Here is a 20,331-nt window from a genome sequence, read left to right on the forward strand (position 1 = left end):
GTAGGCAGTAGGCAGTAGGCAGTAGAGGGACAAGAAATGCCATATTCCACAGAGATTCAAATGCTTACTAATCCCTACTCACTATTCCCTACTCACTAGCCCCGAAGGGCCACTTCACATGCTTCTCGGCCGCACCGCCAACGGGCTCTACTGGATGAACCGCTATATCGAGCGGGCGGAAAACATGGCGCGTCTGGTCGATGCCGGCCTTCGCATGGCGCTGACCCGCACCCAGAGCGCGTCGGAAGAGTGGAATTCGGTGCTGCTCAGCGCCGGCTCCGACGTCACCTTTACGCAGAAATACAAGGACTATACCGCCGCCAACGTCGCCGACTTCCTGCTGCGCGACACCTCGAACCCGTCGAGCACGATGTCGGCGATCGAGACCGCTCGCAACAATGCCCGCATGGTGCGCACCGCGCTGACGCGCGAGACGTGGGAGAGCATCAACGAAGCCTGGATGGCCCTGAAGCGCATGCTGGCAAAGCCGATCGACGAGCGCGACCTGCCGAGTGTGCTCGACGCCATCAAGCGCGAGACGGCGCTGATCCGCGGCTCGTTCTACGGCACGATGCTGCGCAACGAGATCTTCGACTTCTCGCAGCTCGGCACCTATGTCGAGCGGGCCGACAACACGGCACGCATCCTCGACGTGAAATACTACGTGCTGCTGCCGTCGATCTCCTGGGTCGGCTCGAGCCTCGACAACTACCAGTGGGAATCGATCCTGCGCTCGGTGTCGGCGCACCGTTCCTATCGCTGGGTCTATGAGGCCGACTACAAACCGACCAACATTGCCGACTATCTGATCCTCAATGTGCGCATGCCGCGCTCGCTGACCTTCTGTTATCGTTTTCTCGCCGAGCATCTGAAGTTCCTCGGCGACGATTATGGCGACCGTCATGCCTGCCACGCCACCGTCGACAGGACACAGGCGATGCTGCAGGCAGGGTCGATCAAGGACATATTCGACACCGGCCTGCACGAATTCCTGGCCAGGTTCATTCAAGACAACACCAAGCTTGGCGAAGAGATCGCACAAGATTACCGGTTCAATTGAGCATGATCGCGAACCGGAGGACCGCGCTAGCGACAAGTGAGACCCGGTTTTCGGATAAGATCATGCTTACAAACGGAAAATAGGCATGCGGCTCAAGATCACCCACCGTACCGAATACCGCTACGACGCGCCGGTGCACTATCTGTTGCAGCGGCTACGCCTGTTACCGGTCAGTGGCCCGACGCAGACCGTGCTGTCCTGGGCGCTGAAGATCGAGGGCGCGCGCGAGGAAGTCCGCTTTAACGACCATTTCGGCAACGATAACAGGCTGTTGAGCGTCGAGGGCGAGCGCGACTTCATCACCGTCGAGGCCTCCGGCGAGGTTGTCACCCGCGACACAGCGGGCGTCTCGGGTCCGCATCACGGCTTTGCGCCACTGTGGCTGTTCAGCCAGGAGACAGCTTTGACCATCCCCGGCGAGGGCATAAGCGAGCTTGCCGCGGCGGTCGGCAAAGGTACCGACATCGAAAGGCTGCATCGGCTGATGGCGCTGATCGTCGAGCGCGTCGCCTACACGCCGGGCACTACCAGCGTGACGACCCCGGCGGAAGAGGCATTGGCGCTGAAGACCGGCGTTTGCCAGGATCACAGCCACATCTTTGTCACCGCAGCCCGCGTCATGGGTTTTCCGGCCCGCTATGTCAGTGGCTATCTGATGATGGATGCGGCCATCGAGCAGGCGGCAAGCCATGCCTGGGCCGAAGCCCATGTTCAGGGTCTCGGCTGGGTCGCCTTCGACGCCGCCAACGGCATTTCCCCCGATGAACGCTATGTCAGGGTAGCCACCGGCCGTGATTATCGCGACGCCTCGCCGGTGTCGGGAATTCGACTGGGACAGGCGGAGGAACAGCTTGCAGTCACCGTCACGGTAGAGCAGTAGTCTCCGGCAAGATTGCTGCCTGAAGAGATTCCATGACTTATTGCGTCGGCCTCAAGATCGATCGTGGGCTCGTGTTCATGTCGGACACGCGCACCAATGCAGGGATGGATTCGATCTCCACTTTCAAGAAGATGCATGTCTGGGAAGAGCCAGGCGAGCGCGTCATCGTACTGATGTCGGCCGGCAATCTGGCTACGACGCAGGCCGTGGTCAGCCTGCTCGACGAGCGCACCAAGGCGGTGGCGGAACGCCACGCGACGCTGCTCGAGACCCCATCCATGTACCAGACGGTGCGGCTGGTCGGCGACACCGTCAAGGAAGTCATCGCCAGCTCGTCGCCTGCCGGCGAAAAGGCGGATTCCTATTTCAACGCCTCCTTCATCCTCGGCGGCCAGATCAAGGGCAGCCCGCCACGGCTGTTCATGATCTATCCCGAGGGCAATTTCATCGAATCGACCGACGACACGCCGTTCTTCCAGATCGGCGAGACCAAATACGGCAAGCCGATCATCATCCGTGCCTATGAAAGGACGATGAGCCTGGCTGAAACGGTCAAGCTCTTGCTGGTATCGTTCGATTCGACGCTGAAATCGAACCTGTCCGTCGGCCTGCCTCTCGACCTGCTGTTCCTGGAGGAGGACACGTTCACGGTGGGTTTGAAAAAGCGCATCGGCCAGGACGATCGATATTATCGTGCTATTTCCGAGGGCTGGTCGAACGCGTTGAAGACGGCCTTTGCCAGCCTGCCGGATTTTCCGGGGTAGCGCGGGAACCTTCGTCGCGGTTGCCTGTCTCTATTTAACATGTTAATCAAAATTCAAACGGCTGGCTGATCGGCGCGTCGGGAGGATCCATGGACAACGAGCAATTCCGCGACTGGTCGAGGCGCGCCGCCGAATGGGGCGCTGATTACCGCGCCGGCCTTCGCGATCGGCCCGTGCGACCTGCCATAGCGCCGGGCGAGATCTTCAGGAGCATCGAAGCTTCTCCGCCGGAGGCTGCGGAATCGATGGAGACGATCTTCGCCGATTTCGAAGCCAAGATCGTGCCCGGCATGACGCATTGGCAGCATCCGCGTTTCTTTGCTTATTTCCCGGCCAATGCAGCACCCGTCTCGGTGGTTGCCGAATATCTGGTCTCTGCGATGGCCGCGCAGTGCATGCTGTGGCAGACTTCGCCGGCGGCGACAGAGCTTGAGACGCGCATCGTCGACTGGATGCGCCAGGCGCTCGGCCTGCCCGAAGGCTTTTCCGGCGTGATCCAGGACTCCGCATCATCGGCGACGCTGGCCGCCGTGTTGACCATGCGCGAGCGCACGCTCGACTGGCAGGGCAACAAGAAGGGTCTTTCCGGGCAGGGCAGGCTGCGCGTCTATTCCTCCGACCAGGTGCACACCTCGATCGACCGCGCCATCTGGGTCGCCGGCATTGGCGAGGAAAACCTCGTCCGCATTCCCGTCGCCGGCACCTACCGCGCCATGGATACCGCGGCTTTGGAAGCGGCGATTGTTGCCGACCGCGCGGCCGGCCTATTGCCGGCCGGCATCATCGCGTGCGTCGGCGGCACCAGCACCGGCGGCACCGACGACATCGCTAAAGTGGCCGCGGTGGCCAAACGCCAGGGGCTCTATCTGCATATCGACGCCGCCTGGGCCGGATCGGCGATGATCTGCCCGGAATACCGGCCTTTCTGGACCGGTGTCGAGGGCGCGGACTCGATCGTCTTCAACCCGCACAAATGGCTGGGCGCGCAATTCGACTGCTCGATCCAGTTCGTCCGCCAGCCGGAGGATCTCGTGCGCACGCTGGCGATCAAGCCGGACTATCTGAAAACTCGCGGCCATGACGGCATCATCAACTACTCCGAATGGTCGGTGCCTCTCGGCCGTCGCTTCCGGGCGCTGAAGCTGTGGTTCCTGCTGCGCGCCCATGGCCTCGAGGCGCTGCGCACGATGATCCGCAATCACGTCGCCTGGAGCGAAGGCATAGCCGGGCGCCTGGCCGAGGAGGAGGATTTCGAGCTCGCCAGCCAGCCGATGCTGTCGCTGTTCTCGTTCCGGCATCGCCCCGCATCCGGCGTTGACTCCGACGAGCACAATTTGCGTCTGGTCGACGCCATCAACAATGACGGCCGTATCTACCTGACGCAGACGCGTGTCGATGGCCGGGTCGCCATCCGCTTCCAGGCAGGCCAGTTCGAGACAACCGCGGCCGATGTCGATACCGCCTTCACTGTCATCTGCGAGTGTGCAAGATCGCTGAGGGACTGACAGGGTAACAGGCCAGTCAGGTCCCAAACCGCGGTCGGTTCGGACGCAGCTTCAAGCTCGCCCGGCAAACTCGCCGCTGTTGCACCCGCAACGTTGCCCGGCCAGCGCTACCCGCCTGCATCGATTTCGCCTTTGCAATTATCGACATTTCATTAGCCGGCGTCTCCCTTTTCATCGCTTTCGTTTTCAGCTACAAACAAGAAAAACGAAAACGGGAGGTTCTCAGTGTATTTGTCGCCGCGCCATGCCGAAATCATCCAGATGGCGAAGGATCATGGCCGTGTGCTGGTCGATGGCCTCGCCACGCATTTCGACGTGACGCCGCAGACCATCCGCAAGGACCTCAACGATCTCTGCGATCAGCGGTTGCTGACGCGCATTCATGGCGGGGCCTTGTTCCCGTCCGGCATCGAGAACATGGAGTATGAGGCGCGCCGCAAGATTGCCGCCGACGAGAAGGAGGCGATCGGCCGCGCGGCGGCCAGGCTGATCCCCGACAACGCATCTTTGTTCATCAATATCGGCACCACGACGGAGTCGGTCAGCAAGGCGCTGCTTGACCATACCGGGCTCATGGTCATCACCAATAATATCAATGTTGCCAACAGGATGCGTATCTATCCTTCGATCGAGGTGGTAATCGCTGGCGGCGTCGTGCGCGGCTCGGACGGCGGCGTTGTCGGCGAGGCCGCGGTCGATTTTATCAGGCAGTTCAAGGTCGACTATGCGGTGATCGGCGCCTCGGCCATCGACCATGACGGCGCGTTGCTCGATTTCGACTTTCGCGAAGTGAAAGTGGCGCAAGCCATCATCGCCAATGCCAGGCATGTCATCCTGGTGTCCGACCAGACCAAGTTCGAACGCACCGCGCCGGTTCGCATCGGCCATCTCTCGCAGGTAAACACCTTCATCACCGACCGTTGCGACATCCCGTCGGTACGAAAGATCTGCGAAGAGGCCGAGGTGCAATTGATTGAAACGTCGCTCGGATAGCGGCGCTATCACAGCCCCGTGATATTTCGTTTGACATTCGTTCTTATTTCGAAATAATCCCGCTACGGTTTCGTAAAAACCTAAAAATGCTGCAATGCGAAATCGCGGGAGGGCTTTGTGGACGCAGTCCGTGACATCTTCGTCATCGGTGGCGGCATCAATGGCTGCGGCATCGCCCGCGACGCCGTTGGGCGGGGCTTTTCGGTATTTCTCGCCGAGATGAACGATCTTGCCAGCGGAACCTCCTCCGGCTCGACCAAGCTGATCCACGGCGGTCTGCGCTACCTCGAATTCTACGAGTTCCGGCTGGTGCGCGAGGCGCTGATGGAGCGCGAGGTTCTGTGGAAGAACGCGCCGCACATCATCTGGCCGATGCGCTTCGTGCTGCCCTATGCCAAGGGCCTGCGCCCGGCCTGGCTGATCCGGCTCGGCCTGTTCCTCTACGATCATATTGGTGGCCGCAAATTGCTGCCGGCGACCCGGACACTGGACATGTCCAAGGATCCGGCGGGCAAGCCGCTGAAGCCGCTGTTTCACAAGGCCTTCGAGTACTCGGACGGCTGGGTCAACGATGCCCGGCTGGTGGTGTTGAACGCGCGTGACGCCGCCGACCGCGGCGCCACCATCCGCACCCGCACGAAAGTCGTCGGGGCGCGGCGCGAAGGCGATCTATGGGCGATCCGCGTGGAAGACGTGCGGACGGGAGATGCCGACGAGGTCAAGGCCCGGCTGCTGGTCAATGCCGCCGGTCCATGGGTCGACCACGTCCTGTCGACCACCGTGGGCCAGAACGACGTGCACAATGTGCGCCTGGTGCAGGGCAGTCACATCGTCATCAAAAAGAAGTTCGATGATCCGCGCGCCTACTTCTTCCAGAACAAGGACGGGCGCATCATCTTCGCCATCCCTTACGAGGAAGAATTTACGCTGATCGGCACCACCGATCGCGACTATCCCGGCGATCCGCATGACGTGAAGATCAGCGACACCGAGATCGACTATCTCTGCGCGGCGGCGAGCGAATATTTTGCTGAAGCCGTGACGCGTCCCGATATCGTCTGGACCTATTCTGCCGTGCGCCCGCTCTATGACGACGGTGCTTCGAAGGCGCAGGAAGCGACCCGCGACTATGTGCTGAAAGCCGATGGCGGCGAGGGCAAGGCGCCGATCGTCAACGCTTTCGGCGGCAAGATCACCACCTACCGCCGGTTGTCGGAATCGATGCTGGAAAAGATCGAAGGTTTTCTCGGCAAGCGCGGCAAGCCGTGGACGGCGAACGCGCCCTTGCCAGGCGGCGATTTCCCGGCCACCGGTTTCGACGCCCAGGTGGCGAAGCTGAAGAGCGCCTTTCCTTTCATCGACCAGCGCCTGGCGCGTCGGTTGACCCGGCTTTACGGCACGCGCGCGCAAGTGCTGCTCGGCCTCGCCAAGTCGAACGCCGATCTCGGCCGCAATTTCGGCGCCGATCTCTATGAGGCCGAGGTACGCTACCTCAGCGAAAACGAATGGGCGCTGACCGCCGAAGATGTATTGTGGCGTCGCACCAAGCGCGGTCTGCATCTCAGCCGCGAACAGGCCTCGGCGCTTGACGAATTCATGCGCGGCATCAGCCGGCGCCATGTCGCGGCAGCGGAATAGGGAAGGCGATTGATGCACAAAGCCTGGGAGGAGGCATCATGCTGGAACTGAGAAACGTGACGAAGATGGTCGGCGCGGTGGAGCATATCCGCGACGTGTCGCTGACGCTTCAGCACGGCTCGCTCAACGTTTTGCTCGGGCCGACACTGTCGGGCAAGACCAGTCTGATGCGGCTCATGGCCGGACTCGACGTGCCGACCACCGGTTCAGTCTGGTTCGACGGCCAGAATGTCACCGGCATGCCGGTGCAGCAGCGCAAGATCGCCATGGTCTATCAGCAGTTCATCAACTACCCCGCGATGACCGTCTACGAGAACATCGCCTCGCCATTGCGCGTCGCCGGCACCGACCAGGCCAAGATCGACAAGGAAGTCCGCAACGCGGCAGGGCTTTTGAAGCTCACACCCTATCTCGACCGCACGCCGCTCAGCCTGTCCGGCGGCCAGCAGCAGCGTACGGCGCTGGCCCGCGCCATCGTCAAGAATGCCAGCCTGGTGCTGCTCGACGAGCCGCTCGCCAACCTCGACTACAAATTGCGCGAGGAGCTGCGCGCCGAACTGCCCAAGATATTTGCCGCCGCCGGCACTATTTTCGTCTACGCCACGACCGAGCCGCATGAAGCCTTGCTGCTCGGCGGCAATACGGCGACGCTGTCCGAGGGGCGGATCACTCAATTCGGGCCGACCATCGACGTCTTCCGCAAGCCGATCGACCTGGTGACGGCGAAAACCTTTGCCGATCCGCCGCTCAACACCATCGTGCTGGCCAAGAAAGGTCCGGATTTCCTTCTCGAGGGCGGCGTCAAGCTGCCGGTACCGGCAGAACTCGCCGGCATTGCCGACGCCAACTACACGATCGGCTTCCAGCCGCATCATCTGTCGCTCGAGCGGCCCAACGCTGCCGCGGTGCCGGTGCGCGCCAAGGTGACGATCACCGAGATCACCGGCTCGGAAAGCTTCATCCATCTCGATTTTGCCGATGCGCGCTGGGTCATGCTGACCCACGGCATCCGCGATTTCGAGCCCGACGCCGAGATCGAGGTGTTTATCGATCCGCGCCACATCATGGTCTTCGACAGCAACGGCAGCGCCGTCGCCGCGCCGAAGCTTGCGGCCTGAGGAGGGAAGAGATGGCGCGCATCGACGTCAACCATGTCAGGCACTCCTACCTGCCCAACCCGCAGAAGGATGCCGATTTTGCGCTGCGGGAAGTGCACCACACTTTCGAGGATGGCGGCGCCTATGCGCTGCTTGGGCCTTCGGGTTGCGGCAAGACCACGCTGCTCAACATCATTTCGGGACTTCTGCACCCCTCGCACGGTGAGTTGCTGTTCAACGGCAAGGACGTCACCAATCTGTCGACGCAGGAGCGCAACATCGCGCAGGTGTTCCAGTTCCCGGTCATCTACGACACCATGACCGTCTACGACAATCTGGCCTTCCCGCTGCGCAACCGCGGCGTGCCGGAGGCCGATGTCGACCGCAAGGTGCGCGAGACGCTAGAGATGATCGACCTGGCGTCGTGGGCGAAGAAGAAGGCGAGGGGCCTGACCGCCGACCAGAAGCAGAAGATCTCGCTCGGCCGCGGCTTGGTGCGCTCGGATGTCAATGCCATCCTGTTCGACGAACCGCTGACGGTTATCGATCCGCACATGAAGTGGGTGCTGCGCTCGCAGTTGAAGCAACTGCACCGCCGCTTCGGCTACACCATGGTCTATGTGACCCATGACCAGACCGAGGCGCTGACCTTCGCCGACCAGGTCGTCGTCATGTATGATGGCGGCATCGTCCAGATCGGCACGCCGGCTGAATTGTTCGAGCGCCCGCGCCACACATTCGTCGGTTACTTCATCGGCTCGCCCGGCATGAACGTCATGCCGGTGGCGATCGACGGCAAGACCGCGACCATTGGCAGCCAACGCATCGAGCTGCCCGGCGCGCCAAAGACCGCCGCTGGGAGCTCCGGCGCCATCGAACTCGGCATCCGCCCCGAATATGTCAGGCTCGGCCGTGACGGCATGGCGGTTAAAATCAGCAAGGTCGAGGATCTCGGCCGCCACAAGGTGGTGCGCGCCAGCCTCGAAGGCCGCGAGATCGCTGCCGTCATCGGCGAGGACGAGAGCGTGCCGGCCGACCCAAAGGTTCGCTTCGATCCGGCCGGCATCAACATCTATGCCGATTCCTGGCTGGTTGAGATGGGGCGTGTCGAGATGGGGGCATAGATGGAAAAGACCTGGAACAACAAGGCCTGGTTCCTGGTGCTGCCGGTGCTGGTGCTGGTGGCGTTCTCGGCCGTCATTCCGCTGATGACGGTCGTCAACTATTCGGTGCAGGACACCTTCGGCAACAACGTCTTCTTCTGGGCAGGCACCCAGTGGTTCGAGGAACTGCTGTCGTCCAGCCGCTTCTGGGAAGCGATGGTGCGCAACCTGATCTTCTCCTTCATCATTCTGGCCATCGAAGTGCCGCTCGGCATATTCATCGCGCTCAACATGCCGAAGAAGGGCTGGGGCGTGCCGGTCTGCCTAGTGCTTATGTCGTTGCCGCTGCTCATTCCGTGGAACGTCGTCGGCACCATCTGGCAGGTCTTCGGCCGCAACGACATCGGCCTGCTCGGCTACTACGTCAACGCGCTCGGCATCGACTACAATTACGTTCAGGATCCGTTCGACGCCTGGGTCACCATCATCATCATGGACGTCTGGCACTGGACCAGCCTTGTCGTGCTGCTCTGCTATGCCGGCCTGGTTTCGATCCCGGATGCCTTCTACCAGGCGGCCAAGATCGACGGCGCCTCGCGCTGGGCGGTGTTCCGTTATATCCAGCTGCCGAAGATGCAGCGTGTGCTTTTGATCGCCGTGCTGTTGCGCTTCATGGATAGCTTCATGATCTACACCGAGCCCTTCGTCGTCACCGGCGGCGGCCCCGGCAACTCGACGACCTTCCTGTCGATCGACCTCGTCAAGACCGCGCTCGGCCAGTTCGACCTCGGTCCGGCGGCCGCCATGTCGCTGGTCTACTTCCTGATCATCCTGTTGTTGTCGTGGGTGTTCTACACCGTGATGACCAACTACGACGCGGAGCGCTGAGATGAGCGGCGCCAACGAAAGAGCCGACAGAGTGAGCGAAACCACCGCTTCGGGAAAATTGGCGAGCACGCTTTCGCAGGATCAGGTCGCCCGGCTGATGCGCAAGCGCGGCGAGGAATCGCGCTGGTGGTGGATCGTGCCGACGATCTACATCATCGTGCTTCTGCTGCCGATCTACTGGCTCATCAACATGAGCTTCAAGACCAATGCCGAGATCGTCTCCTCGCTGACGCTCTATCCGCATCAGCCTACGATCGCCAACTACGTCACTATCTTCACCGATGCGTCCTGGTATTCGGGCTACATCAACTCGATCACCTATGTTGTCATGAACATGGTGATTTCCGTGGCTGCGGCGCTGCCGGCGGCCTACGCCTTTTCGCGCTACCGCTTCCTCGGCGACAAGCATCTGTTCTTCTGGTTGCTGACCAACCGCATGGCGCCGCCGGCGGTGTTCGCGCTGCCATTCTTCCAGCTCTATTCGGCCTTCGGCCTGATCGACACCCACATCGCGGTGGCGCTGGCGCACTGCCTGTTCAACGTGCCGCTGGCGGTGTGGATCCTCGAAGGCTTCATGTCGGGCGTGCCCAAAGAGATCGACGAAACAGCCTATATCGACGGCTACTCCTTCCCGCGCTTCTTCGTCAGGATATTCATGCCGCTGATCGCCAGTGGCATCGGTGTCGCCTGCTTCTTCTGCTTCATGTTCTCATGGGTCGAGCTTTTGATCGCTCGCACGCTGACGACCACTGATGCCAAGCCCATCGCCGCCACCATGACCCGCACCGTTTCGGCCGCCGGCATGGATTGGGGCCTGCTCGCTGCCGCCGGCGTGCTGACGCTGATCCCCGGCGCGCTCGTCATCTGGTTTGTCCGCAACTACATCGCCAAGGGCTTCGCCCTGGGGAGGGTGTGATGAAACAAACGCACGGGTTCATCCTCACCATCACCACCAAGGGCTTTGCCCTGGGGAGGGTGTCACCATGAATCTCGACCTCACCTGGATGGCGTGGACGTGGCCGACGGCGGCGTTCTTCGGCACCATTCTTCTGCTGCTGTGCGGCATGGCGTTTTGGGAATTTGCCTCGCCGGGCGGCAATCCGCGCGTCGGCATCCTGCGCTTCGAGACGACGCGCGGCGACCGTCTTTTTCTGTCGCTGCTTGGCAGCGCCTTTATCCATCTCGCTTGGCTGGGTCTTGTCGGATCCAACCTGTGGTGGGCTCTCGCTCTCTCCGTGGTCTACGCCGTCGGCGTGTTCCGCTACGTATAGAGGGGGAAACTGTTGGATCGACCGCGTGCCGGCGGCCGTTCCAGATCGCACTTGAAACCTAAATGTGGAGGAAACCTATGCGACGGCAATTTTTAACATCAACAACTGCCCTTGTCCTGTTGCTCGGGGTAGGCAACGCCTACGCCGGAATGGATGAGGCCAAGGCGTTTCTGGACAAGGAAATCGGACCGCTGTCGACGCTCGACCGCGCCGGCCAGGAAGCAGAAATGCAGTGGTTCATCGATGCCGCGAAGCCTTTCGCCGGCATGGACATCAAGGTCGTGTCCGAAACCATCGCCACCCACCAGTATGAATCGCAGGTGCTGGCGCCGGCCTTTACCGCCATCACCGGCATCAAGATCACGCATGACGTCATTCAGGAAGGCGACGTCGTCGAGAAGATCCAGACCCAGATGCAGACCGGCCAGAACCTTTATGACGGCTGGGTCAACGATTCCGACCTGATCGGCACCCACTGGCGCTACCAGCAGGTCCGCAACCTGACCGACTGGATGGCGGGCGAGGGCAAGGACGTTACCAATCCCAACCTCGACCTGAAGGATTTTATCGGCACCTCCTTCACCACCGCGCCGGACAAGAAGCTCTATCAACTGCCCGACCAGCAGTTCGCCAACCTCTACTGGTTCCGTTACGACTGGTTCAACGACGAGAAGAATAAGGCCGACTTCAAGGCGAAATACGGCTACGACCTCGGCGTTCCCGTGAACTGGTCGGCCTATGAGGACATCGCCGAGTTCTTCACCGGCCGCGAGATCGATGGCAAGAAGGTCTATGGCCACATGGACTACGGCAAGAAGGACCCGTCGCTCGGCTGGCGCTTCACCGACGCCTGGCTGTCGATGGCCGGCAACGGCGACAAGGGCCTGCCGAACGGCCTGCCGGTCGACGAATGGGGCATCAAGGTCAACGAGAAATCACAGCCGGTCGGCTCCTGCACGGCGCGCGGCGGCGACACCAACGGCCCGGCTGCCGTCTACTCGATCCAGAAATACCTCGACTGGCTGAAGGCCTACGCTCCGGCCGAAGCCCAGGGCATGACCTTCTCCGAATCCGGCCCGGTGCCGGCACAGGGTGCGGTCGCGCAGCAGATATTCTGGTACACCGCCTTCACCGCTTCGATGGTCGACGCCGGCGCCAAGGCGGTGCTGAACGACGACGGAACGCCGAAGTGGCGCATGGCCCCGTCGCCGCATGGCGTCTACTGGAAGGACGGCATGAAGCTCGGCTATCAGGACGTGGGTTCCTGGACGCTGATGAAGTCGACGCCGACCGACCGCGCCAAGGCCGCCTGGCTCTACGCGCAGTTCGTGACCTCGAAGACGGTCGACGTGAAGAAGAGCCATGTCGGCTTGACCTTCATCCGCGAAAGCACGATCCACGACAAGAGCTTCACCGAACGTGCGCCGAAGCTCGGTGGTCTGATCGAGTTCTACCGCTCGCCGGCCCGCGTTCAGTGGTCGCCGACCGGCACCAACGTGCCCGATTATCCGAAGCTGGCACAGCTCTGGTGGCAGGCGATCGGCGATGCCTCGTCCGGCGCCAAGACGGCGCAGGAAGCCATGGACTCGCTCTGCGCCGAGCAGGAAAAAGTCATGACCCGCATCGAGAAGTCGGGCGTCCAGGGCGATATCGGCCCGAAGATGGCCGAAGAGCATGACCTCGCCTACTGGAACGCCGACGCGGTCAAGAACGGCAATCTCGCGCCTCAGCTGAAGATCGAGAACGAGAAGGAAAAGCCGATCACCATCAACTACGACGAACTGGTGAAGAGCTGGCAGAAGTAATCTTGGCGTACGCGCCAGGATCATAGTGAACGGGGAGGCGGCATCTTGCCGTCTCCCCTGTTTGTATAGGCGAGCTACCGGGAGGACTAATGACCGGATACATCCTTGCAATCGACCAGGGTACGACATCGACCAGGGCGATCCTGTTCGACGGCGCGATGAAGGTCGCCGGCAGCAAGCAGCAGGAATTCACGCAGCATTATCCTGCCTCCGGCTGGGTGGAGCATGATCCGGAAGAGATCTGGGCAAGCGTCGTCGCGACGGTCAAAGGCGCGCTGAAGGCCGCCGGCCGCGAGGCCTCGGATGTGGCGGCGATCGGCATCACCAACCAGCGCGAAACCGTCGTCATCTGGGACAAGGCGACCGGCAAGCCGATCCACAATGCCATCGTCTGGCAGGACCGCCGCACCGCGCCGCTGTGCCAGAAGCTGAAAAAACACGGCCTGGAGAAAAAGTTCACCAAAAAGACCGGCCTGCTGCTCGATCCCTATTTCTCCGGCACCAAGATCGCCTGGATGCTGGACAAGGTAAACGGTGCGAGAAAGCGCGCCGAAAAGGGCGAACTGCTCGCCGGCACTATCGACAGTTTTTTGATCTGGCGGCTGACCGGCGGCAAGGTGCATGCGACGGATGCCACCAACGCCTCGCGCACGCTGGTCTATAACATCGAGAAAAATGTCTGGGACGACGAGCTGCTCTCCATCCTGCGCATCCCGGTGGCGATGCTGCCTGAGGTCAAGGATTGCGCCGACGACTACGGCGTGACGGAAAAAAGCCTGTTTGGCGCCGAAATCAAAATCCTTGGCGTGGCCGGCGATCAGCACGCAGCGACCATCGGCCAGGCCTGTTTCGAGCCAGGCATGATGAAATCGACCTACGGCACCGGCTGCTTTGCGCTGCTCAACACCGGCGCCGATCTGGTGCGCTCGAAGAACCGGCTGTTGACCACCATCGCCTATCGGCTGAACGGCAAGACCACCTATGCCTTGGAAGGCTCGATCTTCATCGCCGGTGCCGCCGTGCAATGGCTGCGCGACGGCATCAAGGTGATCGGCAAGGCCGAGCATAGCGGCGTTTTGGCTGCAACCGCCGACCCCACGCAGAACGTCTATCTGGTGCCGGCTTTCGTCGGTCTCGGCGCGCCGCATTGGGACGCCGAAGCGCGTGGCGCGATCTTCGGGCTGACGCGCAACTCAGGCCCGGCGGAGTTTGCCCGCGCGGCGCTTGAATCCGTCGCCTACCAGACGCGCGATCTCCTCGACGCCATGCGCAAGGACTGGAAGGGGGCATCGGCCAAAACCGTGCTTCGCGTCGACGGCGGCATGGTGGCCTCCGACTGGACCATGCAGCGGCTGGCCGATATCCTCGATGCCCCGGTCGATCGCCCGACCATTCTGGAGACGACGGCGCTGGGCGCAGCGTGGCTTGCCGGCTCGAAGGCGGGTGTGTTGCCGAAGGCGAAGGATTTTGCCAGGAGTTGGGCGCTCGAGCGCCGCTTCAAGCCGGACATGGATGCCACGGTGCGTTCGGCAAAACTGGCCGGCTGGCGCGATGCGGTGCGCCGGACGCTGAGCGTACGGTAGTAAATCGTGGCGGGGGAAGGGGATGAATCCACACTGGTATGTCGCCTGGCGCGACGAGGCTGTCGAACAATTGGATGCAAAGAATGCACGCTTGCACCAGAAATTCCGACTCGGCAGTTGGCCTCGCTATGACTATGATCTGACAGAAGGAAAGCTTCTGTTCTCGGACAACGGCATCACTAAGGTCGTCGCCGAAATCCAAATCGCCGGATCGACGAGTGCCAAGGCCAGCAACTGGCTCTGGGCTTGGGCAAATTCAAACCTGCCTGGCGAACTGCTTGCCGACGCAAAGCTGGTTCGGTCATTCGGACAGGAGCATTCCATTGATGAGCTGGCTCAATCCTATGCGATAGATTTGAACAACGACCTGGAAGTGCTCGGCTGGAAGATGACCGCAGTTGCGGTTCGAATCTGCAACGGCCTCGGTGCATACCGTTCTCCGCGTGGTGAAGGCGGAGCCCTGTATCTGATCTTCAAGAGCGTCAATTGGGCCAGCTAATCCGCCGCGCCCGTACCCAAGCAACCTACGGAAAGGCCCGCGCCCGTGCCGGCGCGGGCTTTTCTACACAACACTTGGTACCAACTCAGCTCAATAGGGCGAATTGCACTGCCGACGCGGGCCGTAATTGGGCTGGAATGTGTTGTCCGAAGCGCGGTACGACCGATAGTGGTCGTAGCACCACTGCACATGCGCATCGCCGCGGTTGTTCTCGCTGTTGACGATCGCGCCGGTGATCAAGGCGCCGGTGGCGAAGGCAGCCAGCGGGAACCAGTAGTCGCCGTGACGGCGATAGCCGCGGTGATATTCGCGATAGCCGCGATGGCCATTCCAATAGCTGCCGCCATCATTGTTGCGCGAGAATTGGCGGCCTACGCGGAAATCGCGATTGCCGGAATTGCGGTTGCCATGGCGCATCCACCGCCAGTTGTCATGACGAGAATCGCCCACATTCACGATGTCGGACGAAGTTGCTGATGACTGGGGCACGAACATCTGGGCGGCATTGGCCGGCATAGCGGCGGCCGCGGCAAACGAAATTGACAGGGTGGTCGCCAGTAGACCCGTTGCGATCTTGTTCATGATCTTCTCCTTGAAGGGTGGTTGACGTCCCTTGTGAGACGAAAACGGCCCGCTCGTGCGATGGTTCCCACCAAAACAGTAAGTTGCTGATTTGTAATGTTTCTCGAATTTGGCGCGTGAGAAAAGGCGCGTTTCGCGCGCCAACAGATCGAAGCGGCGACCACGTTGCGGGAGCGGCTCACCGGGCTGGTGACGACGCAATTTGCGGCGCGTCGGGCGATGGCCGAAACCCCGGTGGAACGGCCATCTTTTTCCGGTTGACCGGTCGCGGCACTCTCCCTATGTTCCGCGCAATTTCGAGGGCGGCCTTTAGAGCCCGCGGGAGCGCGTAGCTCAGCCGGTAGAGCAACTGACTTTTAATCAGTAGGTCTCGGGTTCGAACCCCGACGCGCTCACCAGAAATATTTCGTGCGAAAGTTGCTCCCTATCAGCAGCCCCCATCGCCGCCTACAATCGCCGCCCGGTCTTGGTGTCGAACAGATGAGCGCAGGCGCGGTCGATCTCGATGCGCATCTGCTCGCCCTGTTTCAGTGCCAGCCGCTCGCGGAAAAGGCAGGAGATTTCTTCTCCGGCGCAGTCGACCCTGGCAAAGATTTCCGAACCCGTTGCTTCCAGAAGCACGATCGTGCCGGGGATTCCTTTGGCGGTCGTCGCTCGGATGTGTTCGGGGCGGATGCCGTAGATGAGGTCCCCGCCGGGAATGTTGGTCAGGTCGATGCCTTCCGGCAGCGGCAAGATCAGTCCACCGGCGCTGCGGAAAACACCTTCCTCGACATGGCCGCGAATGAAATTCATCGCCGGCGAGCCGATGAAGCCGGCAACGAAGAGGTTGGCCGGGCGATCGTAGAGATCGAGCGGCGCGCCGATCTGCTCGACAAGGCCGTCATGCAGCACGACGATCTTGTCGGCCATGGTCATGGCCTCGATCTGGTCGTGCGTGACGTAGATGGTTGTGGTCCCGAGCCGCTGGTGCAGCGCCTTGATCTCGCCGCGCATCTGCACGCGCAATTTGGCGTCGAGATTGGACAGCGGCTCGTCGAACAGGAACACCTGCGGGTCGCGCACGATGGCGCGGCCCATGGCGACGCGCTGGCGCTGGCCGCCGGAAAGCTGACGCGGATAGCGGTCGAGCAGCTTGTCCAGGCCGAGAATGCTGGCGGCCCTGCCGACGCGGCCGGCGGTGTCGGCCGGATCGGCTTTCTTGATCTTCAGGGCAAAGCCCATATTGTCGGCCACCGTCATATGCGGATAGAGCGCGTAGTTCTGGAACACCATGGCGATGTTGCGGTCGCGCGCCCTGAGATTATTGACGACGCGATCGCCAATGGCGATCCTGCCGCCCGAGATCGTTTCCAGTCCGGCAATCATGCGCAGCAGCGTCGACTTTCCGCAGCCCGACGGCCCGACCAGGATGACGAATTCGCCATCGGCGATGTCGACGCTGACATCGTGGATGATCTTGGCGGCTCCGAAAGCCTTCTGAACGTTGTTGATTGTTACCGATGCCATTGGATTTCTCCCGGAAATGCGTGATGTCGGGGCCGTGCCTCAGCCGCCCTTGACGGCGCCTGCGGTCAGCCCCGCGACGATCTGCCTTTGCGCGAACAGGGTCAGCACCAGCACCGGCAGCGTCACCACAAGTGCCGCAGCGGCGAGCGGACCCCAGCTCACCTGCTCGTAGGAAAGCATGTTGTAGACGGCGACCGGCAGCGTGCGAGTCTCGCGGCTGGCGAGCACAATGCCGAAGACGAAATTGTTCCATGAGAAGATGATCGACAGGATGAAGGCGACGACAATGCCCGGCTTGGCGATGGGCAAGGCGACCAGCCGGAACACCTGCCAGGAACTGGCGCCATCGATGTTGGCCGCTTCTTCCAGCTCCATCGGCGTGGTCTCGAAATAGCCGATCATCACCCAGACCACGATCGGCACCGTCACCACCAGATGGATAATGATCTGCGGCCACAGCGTGCCGAGAATGCCGACCCACTGGAACAGCAGGAACAGCGGAATGAGATACGAAAGCCCCGGCGTCATGCGGGCGATCATGATGACCACCGCCGAGCGTTCGGCCTTGAGCCGCGCGATGCCATAGCCCGCCGGCACGCCGATCAGCAGCGCCAGCAACGTTGCCGTGCCCGTCACCAGAACCGAATTCCAGAAATAGAGCAGGAAATTGTTCTCCTCGAATACCTTCACATAGTTCGACCAGGCGAGATGTTCCGGGATCAGGATCGGCGGGTAGGCACCGTTGTCGATCTCGAACTTCAGCGACAGCGAGATCATCCAGAGGAAGAACAGGATCGCCGGCGAGACGAAGACCAGAGCCGCGAAAAACAGCCCGATCCGGTTGAGCAGCCGTGAACTCATCTATTTGCCCTCCACCCCGATCCATTGGGAGCGCTGGCGCAGCATCAGCAGGATGAAGGACAGCGCGACGATGACGATGAAGAACACCACGGCCATGGCCGAGCCATAGCCGATGTCGTAGTAGGAGAAGGCGGTGTTGTAGAGATAGATGTTGATGGTTTCCGAGGCCGTGCCCGGTCCGCCCTGGGTCATCGCGTAGATGATGTCAAAACTCTTCAGCGCATCGATGGTGCGGATGATCATGGCGATCATCAGGAACGGCGCGATCATCGGCAAGGTGAGATAGCGGAACTGCTGCCAGGCGTTGGCGCCGTCGATCTCGGCGCTCTCGAAGGGCTCGCGCGGCACGGAGGCCAAGCCGCCCAGCACGATCAGCATCACGAGCGGCGTCCACTGCCAGGTCTCGACCGCAACCAGGGACGGGATGACCGTCCTGGCGTTAAAGATCCATTCCTGCGCCGGAATGCCGACCAGCGACAACAGATAGTTGAGCACGCCGAGCTGGGGATGGAACATCATCGTCCAGACCAGCGCCACGGCGACCGGGGTCGCCATCATCGGCATGACGAAGACGCCACGCAACAGCCCGCGCAGCGGAAATTTGGCGTCGAAGATCAGCGCGGCAAGAGTGCCGAGGAACATCGGCGCCGCGACCGAAAGCGCCGTGTAGGTCAGCGTATGGAAAAGCGATTCCCAGAAGCGTTGGTCGACCGCCAGCCGCAGATAGTTTTCCATCCCGGCAAAGCTTCGCGCCTGGCCGAGGGTCCAGCGGTTGACGCTCATCCACAGCGTGAAGGCCCAGGGAAAGACGATCACGGCGCCGACGACGACGAGCGCCGGGACGACGAAAGGCCAGTAGTTGGGAGCCAGACGGATGGTCTGGCCCCCTTCGATGGCTTGCGTCGTCACCCCGGTGCGTTCTGGGGTGATGGCGGACATCAGCCTTGCTCGCTCCGGTCGAGCACCGGCTGGAACTGCTCGGTGGCCTTCTTCAGCTCCTCTGCCGGATCGGCGCCGGCGATCAGATTGGTCAGCGCCACGCCATAGATGTCGCGGAACTCGGTGACCGGAATGATGACCGGCAGCGACAGCCGGCTGACATTGCCCGAGCCGACCACGGCATCGAGCCAACTCGCCGGCATGGTGACGCCTTCGCGCACCTTGGGATCTTCCAGCACCGACTTGCGGAACGGCACGCCGGCACCCGCCTGCAGCAGGCGCGCGCCCATGGCGGGCGAAATCGCCCACTGGCAGAAGAGGTAGGCGGCCTCCTTCTTCTCGCTGGCGGCCGTCACGCCGAGGCCGTCGCCAAAGGTGCCGGCGGCATGCGCCTTGGGCCCCTTGGGCATGACGCCGTAGCCGACCTTGCCGACCACTCGTGACTTTTCCGGGTTTTCCATCGGCGGGGCAAAGCCGACGCCATCGAACCACATGCCGATCTTGCCTTGCAGGAAGGCGGACTGGGCTTCGGCCCAGTTGAATCCGGTGACGCCTGGAGGCGCCGACTTGGTCATCAGCCGCTGGTAGAGGCTGGCGGCCTCGACCGCCTCGGGCGAGGTCGTGCGCAGCTTGCCCTTGTCATCGAGCGGCGTCATGTCGTAGCCGAGCATCAGCGACGTCCATACCGGCGTGTTGGCGTTTTTCAGGCCGCGGGCGACAAAGCCGTAGGTGTTGGTCGACGGGTCGGTCAGCGCTTCGGCGGCCGCCACCAATTGCTCGAAGGTTTCAGGGTATTTGAGGCCCTTGGCCTCGAACAATTCCTTGTTCCAGTAGACGATCCAGTAGTCGACTGAGAACGGCAGCGAGCGCAGCACGCCCTGGCCGTCCTTGGCAAACAGCATGCCGGCATCGGCGAAATCGGTTTCCACCAGCGCAGGATCGGTCAGGGTCGAGTCAGCGAGATAGCCTGATATGTCGGCCAGCCAGCCGCCCTTTTCGAACTGGCGCTTCTGCACGTGGTAGCTCAGATGCACGACGTCGAAGCTCGGTTTGCCGGAGCTCAGTTCGATCACCGTCTTCTGGCGCTGCTGCTGTTCCGGCGTCGCTTCGGCATTGACCTTGATCCCGGTCAGTTCCTCGAACTCGGCGATGTATTTTATCAGCGTGTCGCTGCGCGGGCTTTTCACCAGATTGACGTCAAGCGTCGTTCCCGCAAAGCGCTTCCAGTCGACGCCGGCGGCAAAGCTTGGGCGAACGCCCGCAAAGCCGGCGGCGGCAAGCGCCGCGGTTCCCTGAAGCAGTTGCCTCCTGGTTGGGTTGAACAGATTGGACGACATGTCTTCCTCCCGGTTGT

The 20,331-nt window shown here is 61.7% G+C and carries 19 protein-coding genes and 1 tRNA gene; 15 read left to right on the plus strand and 5 right to left on the minus strand.

Annotation, left to right across the window (positions count from 1 at the left end):
- Positions 1-118 precede the first annotated feature (118 nt).
- From NKI88_RS02015 to NKI88_RS02080, 14 genes are all read left to right on the plus strand, one after another.
- Positions 119-1,060, plus strand: a complete 942-nt coding sequence (locus NKI88_RS02015) for an alpha-E domain-containing protein (RefSeq protein WP_023670965.1) — start codon at positions 119-121, stop codon at positions 1,058-1,060.
- 85 nt (positions 1,061-1,145) lie between these two features.
- Complete coding sequence (locus tag NKI88_RS02020) at positions 1,146-1,940, plus strand: transglutaminase family protein (RefSeq protein WP_023670966.1); 795 nt, start codon at positions 1,146-1,148, stop codon at positions 1,938-1,940.
- A gap of 32 nt (positions 1,941-1,972) precedes the next feature.
- A complete protein-coding gene (locus NKI88_RS02025) occupies positions 1,973-2,704 on the plus strand; it encodes a proteasome-type protease (RefSeq protein ID WP_023684646.1) in 732 nt (243 codons plus the stop codon).
- A gap of 89 nt (positions 2,705-2,793) precedes the next feature.
- Positions 2,794-4,209: a pyridoxal phosphate-dependent decarboxylase family protein gene (locus tag NKI88_RS02030; protein WP_352653617.1), complete on the plus strand. Its 1,416-nt coding sequence runs from the start codon at positions 2,794-2,796 to the stop codon at positions 4,207-4,209.
- A 225-nt stretch (positions 4,210-4,434) separates the two neighbouring features.
- Positions 4,435-5,202, plus strand: a complete 768-nt coding sequence (locus NKI88_RS02035) for a DeoR/GlpR family DNA-binding transcription regulator (RefSeq protein ID WP_352653618.1) — start codon at positions 4,435-4,437, stop codon at positions 5,200-5,202.
- 117 nt (positions 5,203-5,319) lie between these two features.
- Positions 5,320-6,840 carry a glycerol-3-phosphate dehydrogenase gene (glpD, locus tag NKI88_RS02040; protein WP_023693407.1) on the plus strand — a complete coding sequence of 507 codons (1,521 nt, stop codon included), beginning with the start codon at positions 5,320-5,322 and terminating at the stop codon, positions 6,838-6,840.
- A gap of 38 nt (positions 6,841-6,878) precedes the next feature.
- The gene (locus tag NKI88_RS02045; RefSeq protein WP_023684650.1) at positions 6,879-7,958 is read left to right on the plus strand and encodes an ABC transporter ATP-binding protein; all 1,080 of its coding nucleotides are present in this window, start codon (positions 6,879-6,881) and stop codon (positions 7,956-7,958) included.
- A gap of 11 nt (positions 7,959-7,969) precedes the next feature.
- A complete protein-coding gene (locus NKI88_RS02050; protein WP_023730147.1) occupies positions 7,970-9,061 on the plus strand; it encodes an ABC transporter ATP-binding protein in 1,092 nt (363 codons plus the stop codon).
- On the plus strand, positions 9,062-9,928 hold the full coding sequence (locus NKI88_RS02055) for a carbohydrate ABC transporter permease (RefSeq protein ID WP_023670975.1): 867 nt from the start codon (positions 9,062-9,064) through the stop codon (positions 9,926-9,928).
- Position 9,929: 1 nt separating this feature from the next.
- Positions 9,930-10,844 (plus strand): carbohydrate ABC transporter permease, encoded by a 915-nt coding sequence (locus NKI88_RS02060; protein WP_023670976.1) that lies wholly within the window; start codon positions 9,930-9,932, stop codon positions 10,842-10,844.
- Positions 10,845-10,911: 67 nt separating this feature from the next.
- Positions 10,912-11,199 (plus strand): DUF2160 domain-containing protein, encoded by a 288-nt coding sequence (locus NKI88_RS02065; protein WP_023670977.1) that lies wholly within the window; start codon positions 10,912-10,914, stop codon positions 11,197-11,199.
- Positions 11,200-11,276: 77 nt separating this feature from the next.
- On the plus strand, positions 11,277-13,004 hold the full coding sequence (locus NKI88_RS02070; protein ID WP_023670978.1) for an ABC transporter substrate-binding protein: 1,728 nt from the start codon (positions 11,277-11,279) through the stop codon (positions 13,002-13,004).
- 89 nt (positions 13,005-13,093) lie between these two features.
- Complete coding sequence (gene glpK / locus NKI88_RS02075; protein WP_023806044.1) at positions 13,094-14,587, plus strand: glycerol kinase GlpK; 1,494 nt, start codon at positions 13,094-13,096, stop codon at positions 14,585-14,587.
- Positions 14,588-14,609: 22 nt separating this feature from the next.
- Positions 14,610-15,086 (plus strand): DUF6882 domain-containing protein, encoded by a 477-nt coding sequence (locus NKI88_RS02080; protein ID WP_023806045.1) that lies wholly within the window; start codon positions 14,610-14,612, stop codon positions 15,084-15,086.
- 90 nt (positions 15,087-15,176) lie between these two features.
- On the opposite strand, the gene NKI88_RS02085 is transcribed toward NKI88_RS02080, so the two are convergent.
- A complete protein-coding gene (locus NKI88_RS02085) occupies positions 15,177-15,668 on the minus strand; it encodes a BA14K family protein (protein ID WP_023693412.1) in 492 nt (163 codons plus the stop codon).
- Positions 15,669-15,990: 322 nt separating this feature from the next.
- Between NKI88_RS02085 and NKI88_RS02090 the strand changes: the two genes are divergently transcribed.
- Positions 15,991-16,066: transfer RNA gene (locus tag NKI88_RS02090), tRNA-Lys, on the plus strand.
- 49 nt (positions 16,067-16,115) lie between these two features.
- On the opposite strand, the gene NKI88_RS02095 is transcribed toward NKI88_RS02090, so the two are convergent.
- The 4 genes from NKI88_RS02095 to NKI88_RS02110 are packed head-to-tail and all read right to left on the minus strand — an operon-like array spanning position 16,116 to position 20,314.
- Positions 16,116-17,177 carry an ABC transporter ATP-binding protein gene (locus NKI88_RS02095; RefSeq protein WP_352653619.1) on the minus strand — a complete coding sequence of 354 codons (1,062 nt, stop codon included), beginning with the start codon at positions 17,175-17,177 and terminating at the stop codon, positions 16,116-16,118.
- 39 nt (positions 17,178-17,216) lie between these two features.
- Positions 17,217-18,038: a carbohydrate ABC transporter permease gene (locus tag NKI88_RS02100; protein WP_023700756.1), complete on the minus strand. Its 822-nt coding sequence runs from the start codon at positions 18,036-18,038 to the stop codon at positions 17,217-17,219.
- Positions 18,039-18,977 carry a carbohydrate ABC transporter permease gene (locus NKI88_RS02105; RefSeq protein WP_023819933.1) on the minus strand — a complete coding sequence of 313 codons (939 nt, stop codon included), beginning with the start codon at positions 18,975-18,977 and terminating at the stop codon, positions 18,039-18,041.
- The gene (locus NKI88_RS02110) at positions 18,977-20,314 is read right to left on the minus strand and encodes an ABC transporter substrate-binding protein (RefSeq protein ID WP_023742462.1); all 1,338 of its coding nucleotides are present in this window, start codon (positions 20,312-20,314) and stop codon (positions 18,977-18,979) included. Before NKI88_RS02110 ends, NKI88_RS02105 begins: the two co-directional genes overlap by 1 nt.
- Positions 20,315-20,331: the final 17 nt, after the last annotated feature.

The organism is Mesorhizobium sp. M0317, assembly GCF_040321555.1.
Classification (GTDB): Bacteria; Pseudomonadota; Alphaproteobacteria; order Rhizobiales; family Rhizobiaceae; genus Mesorhizobium.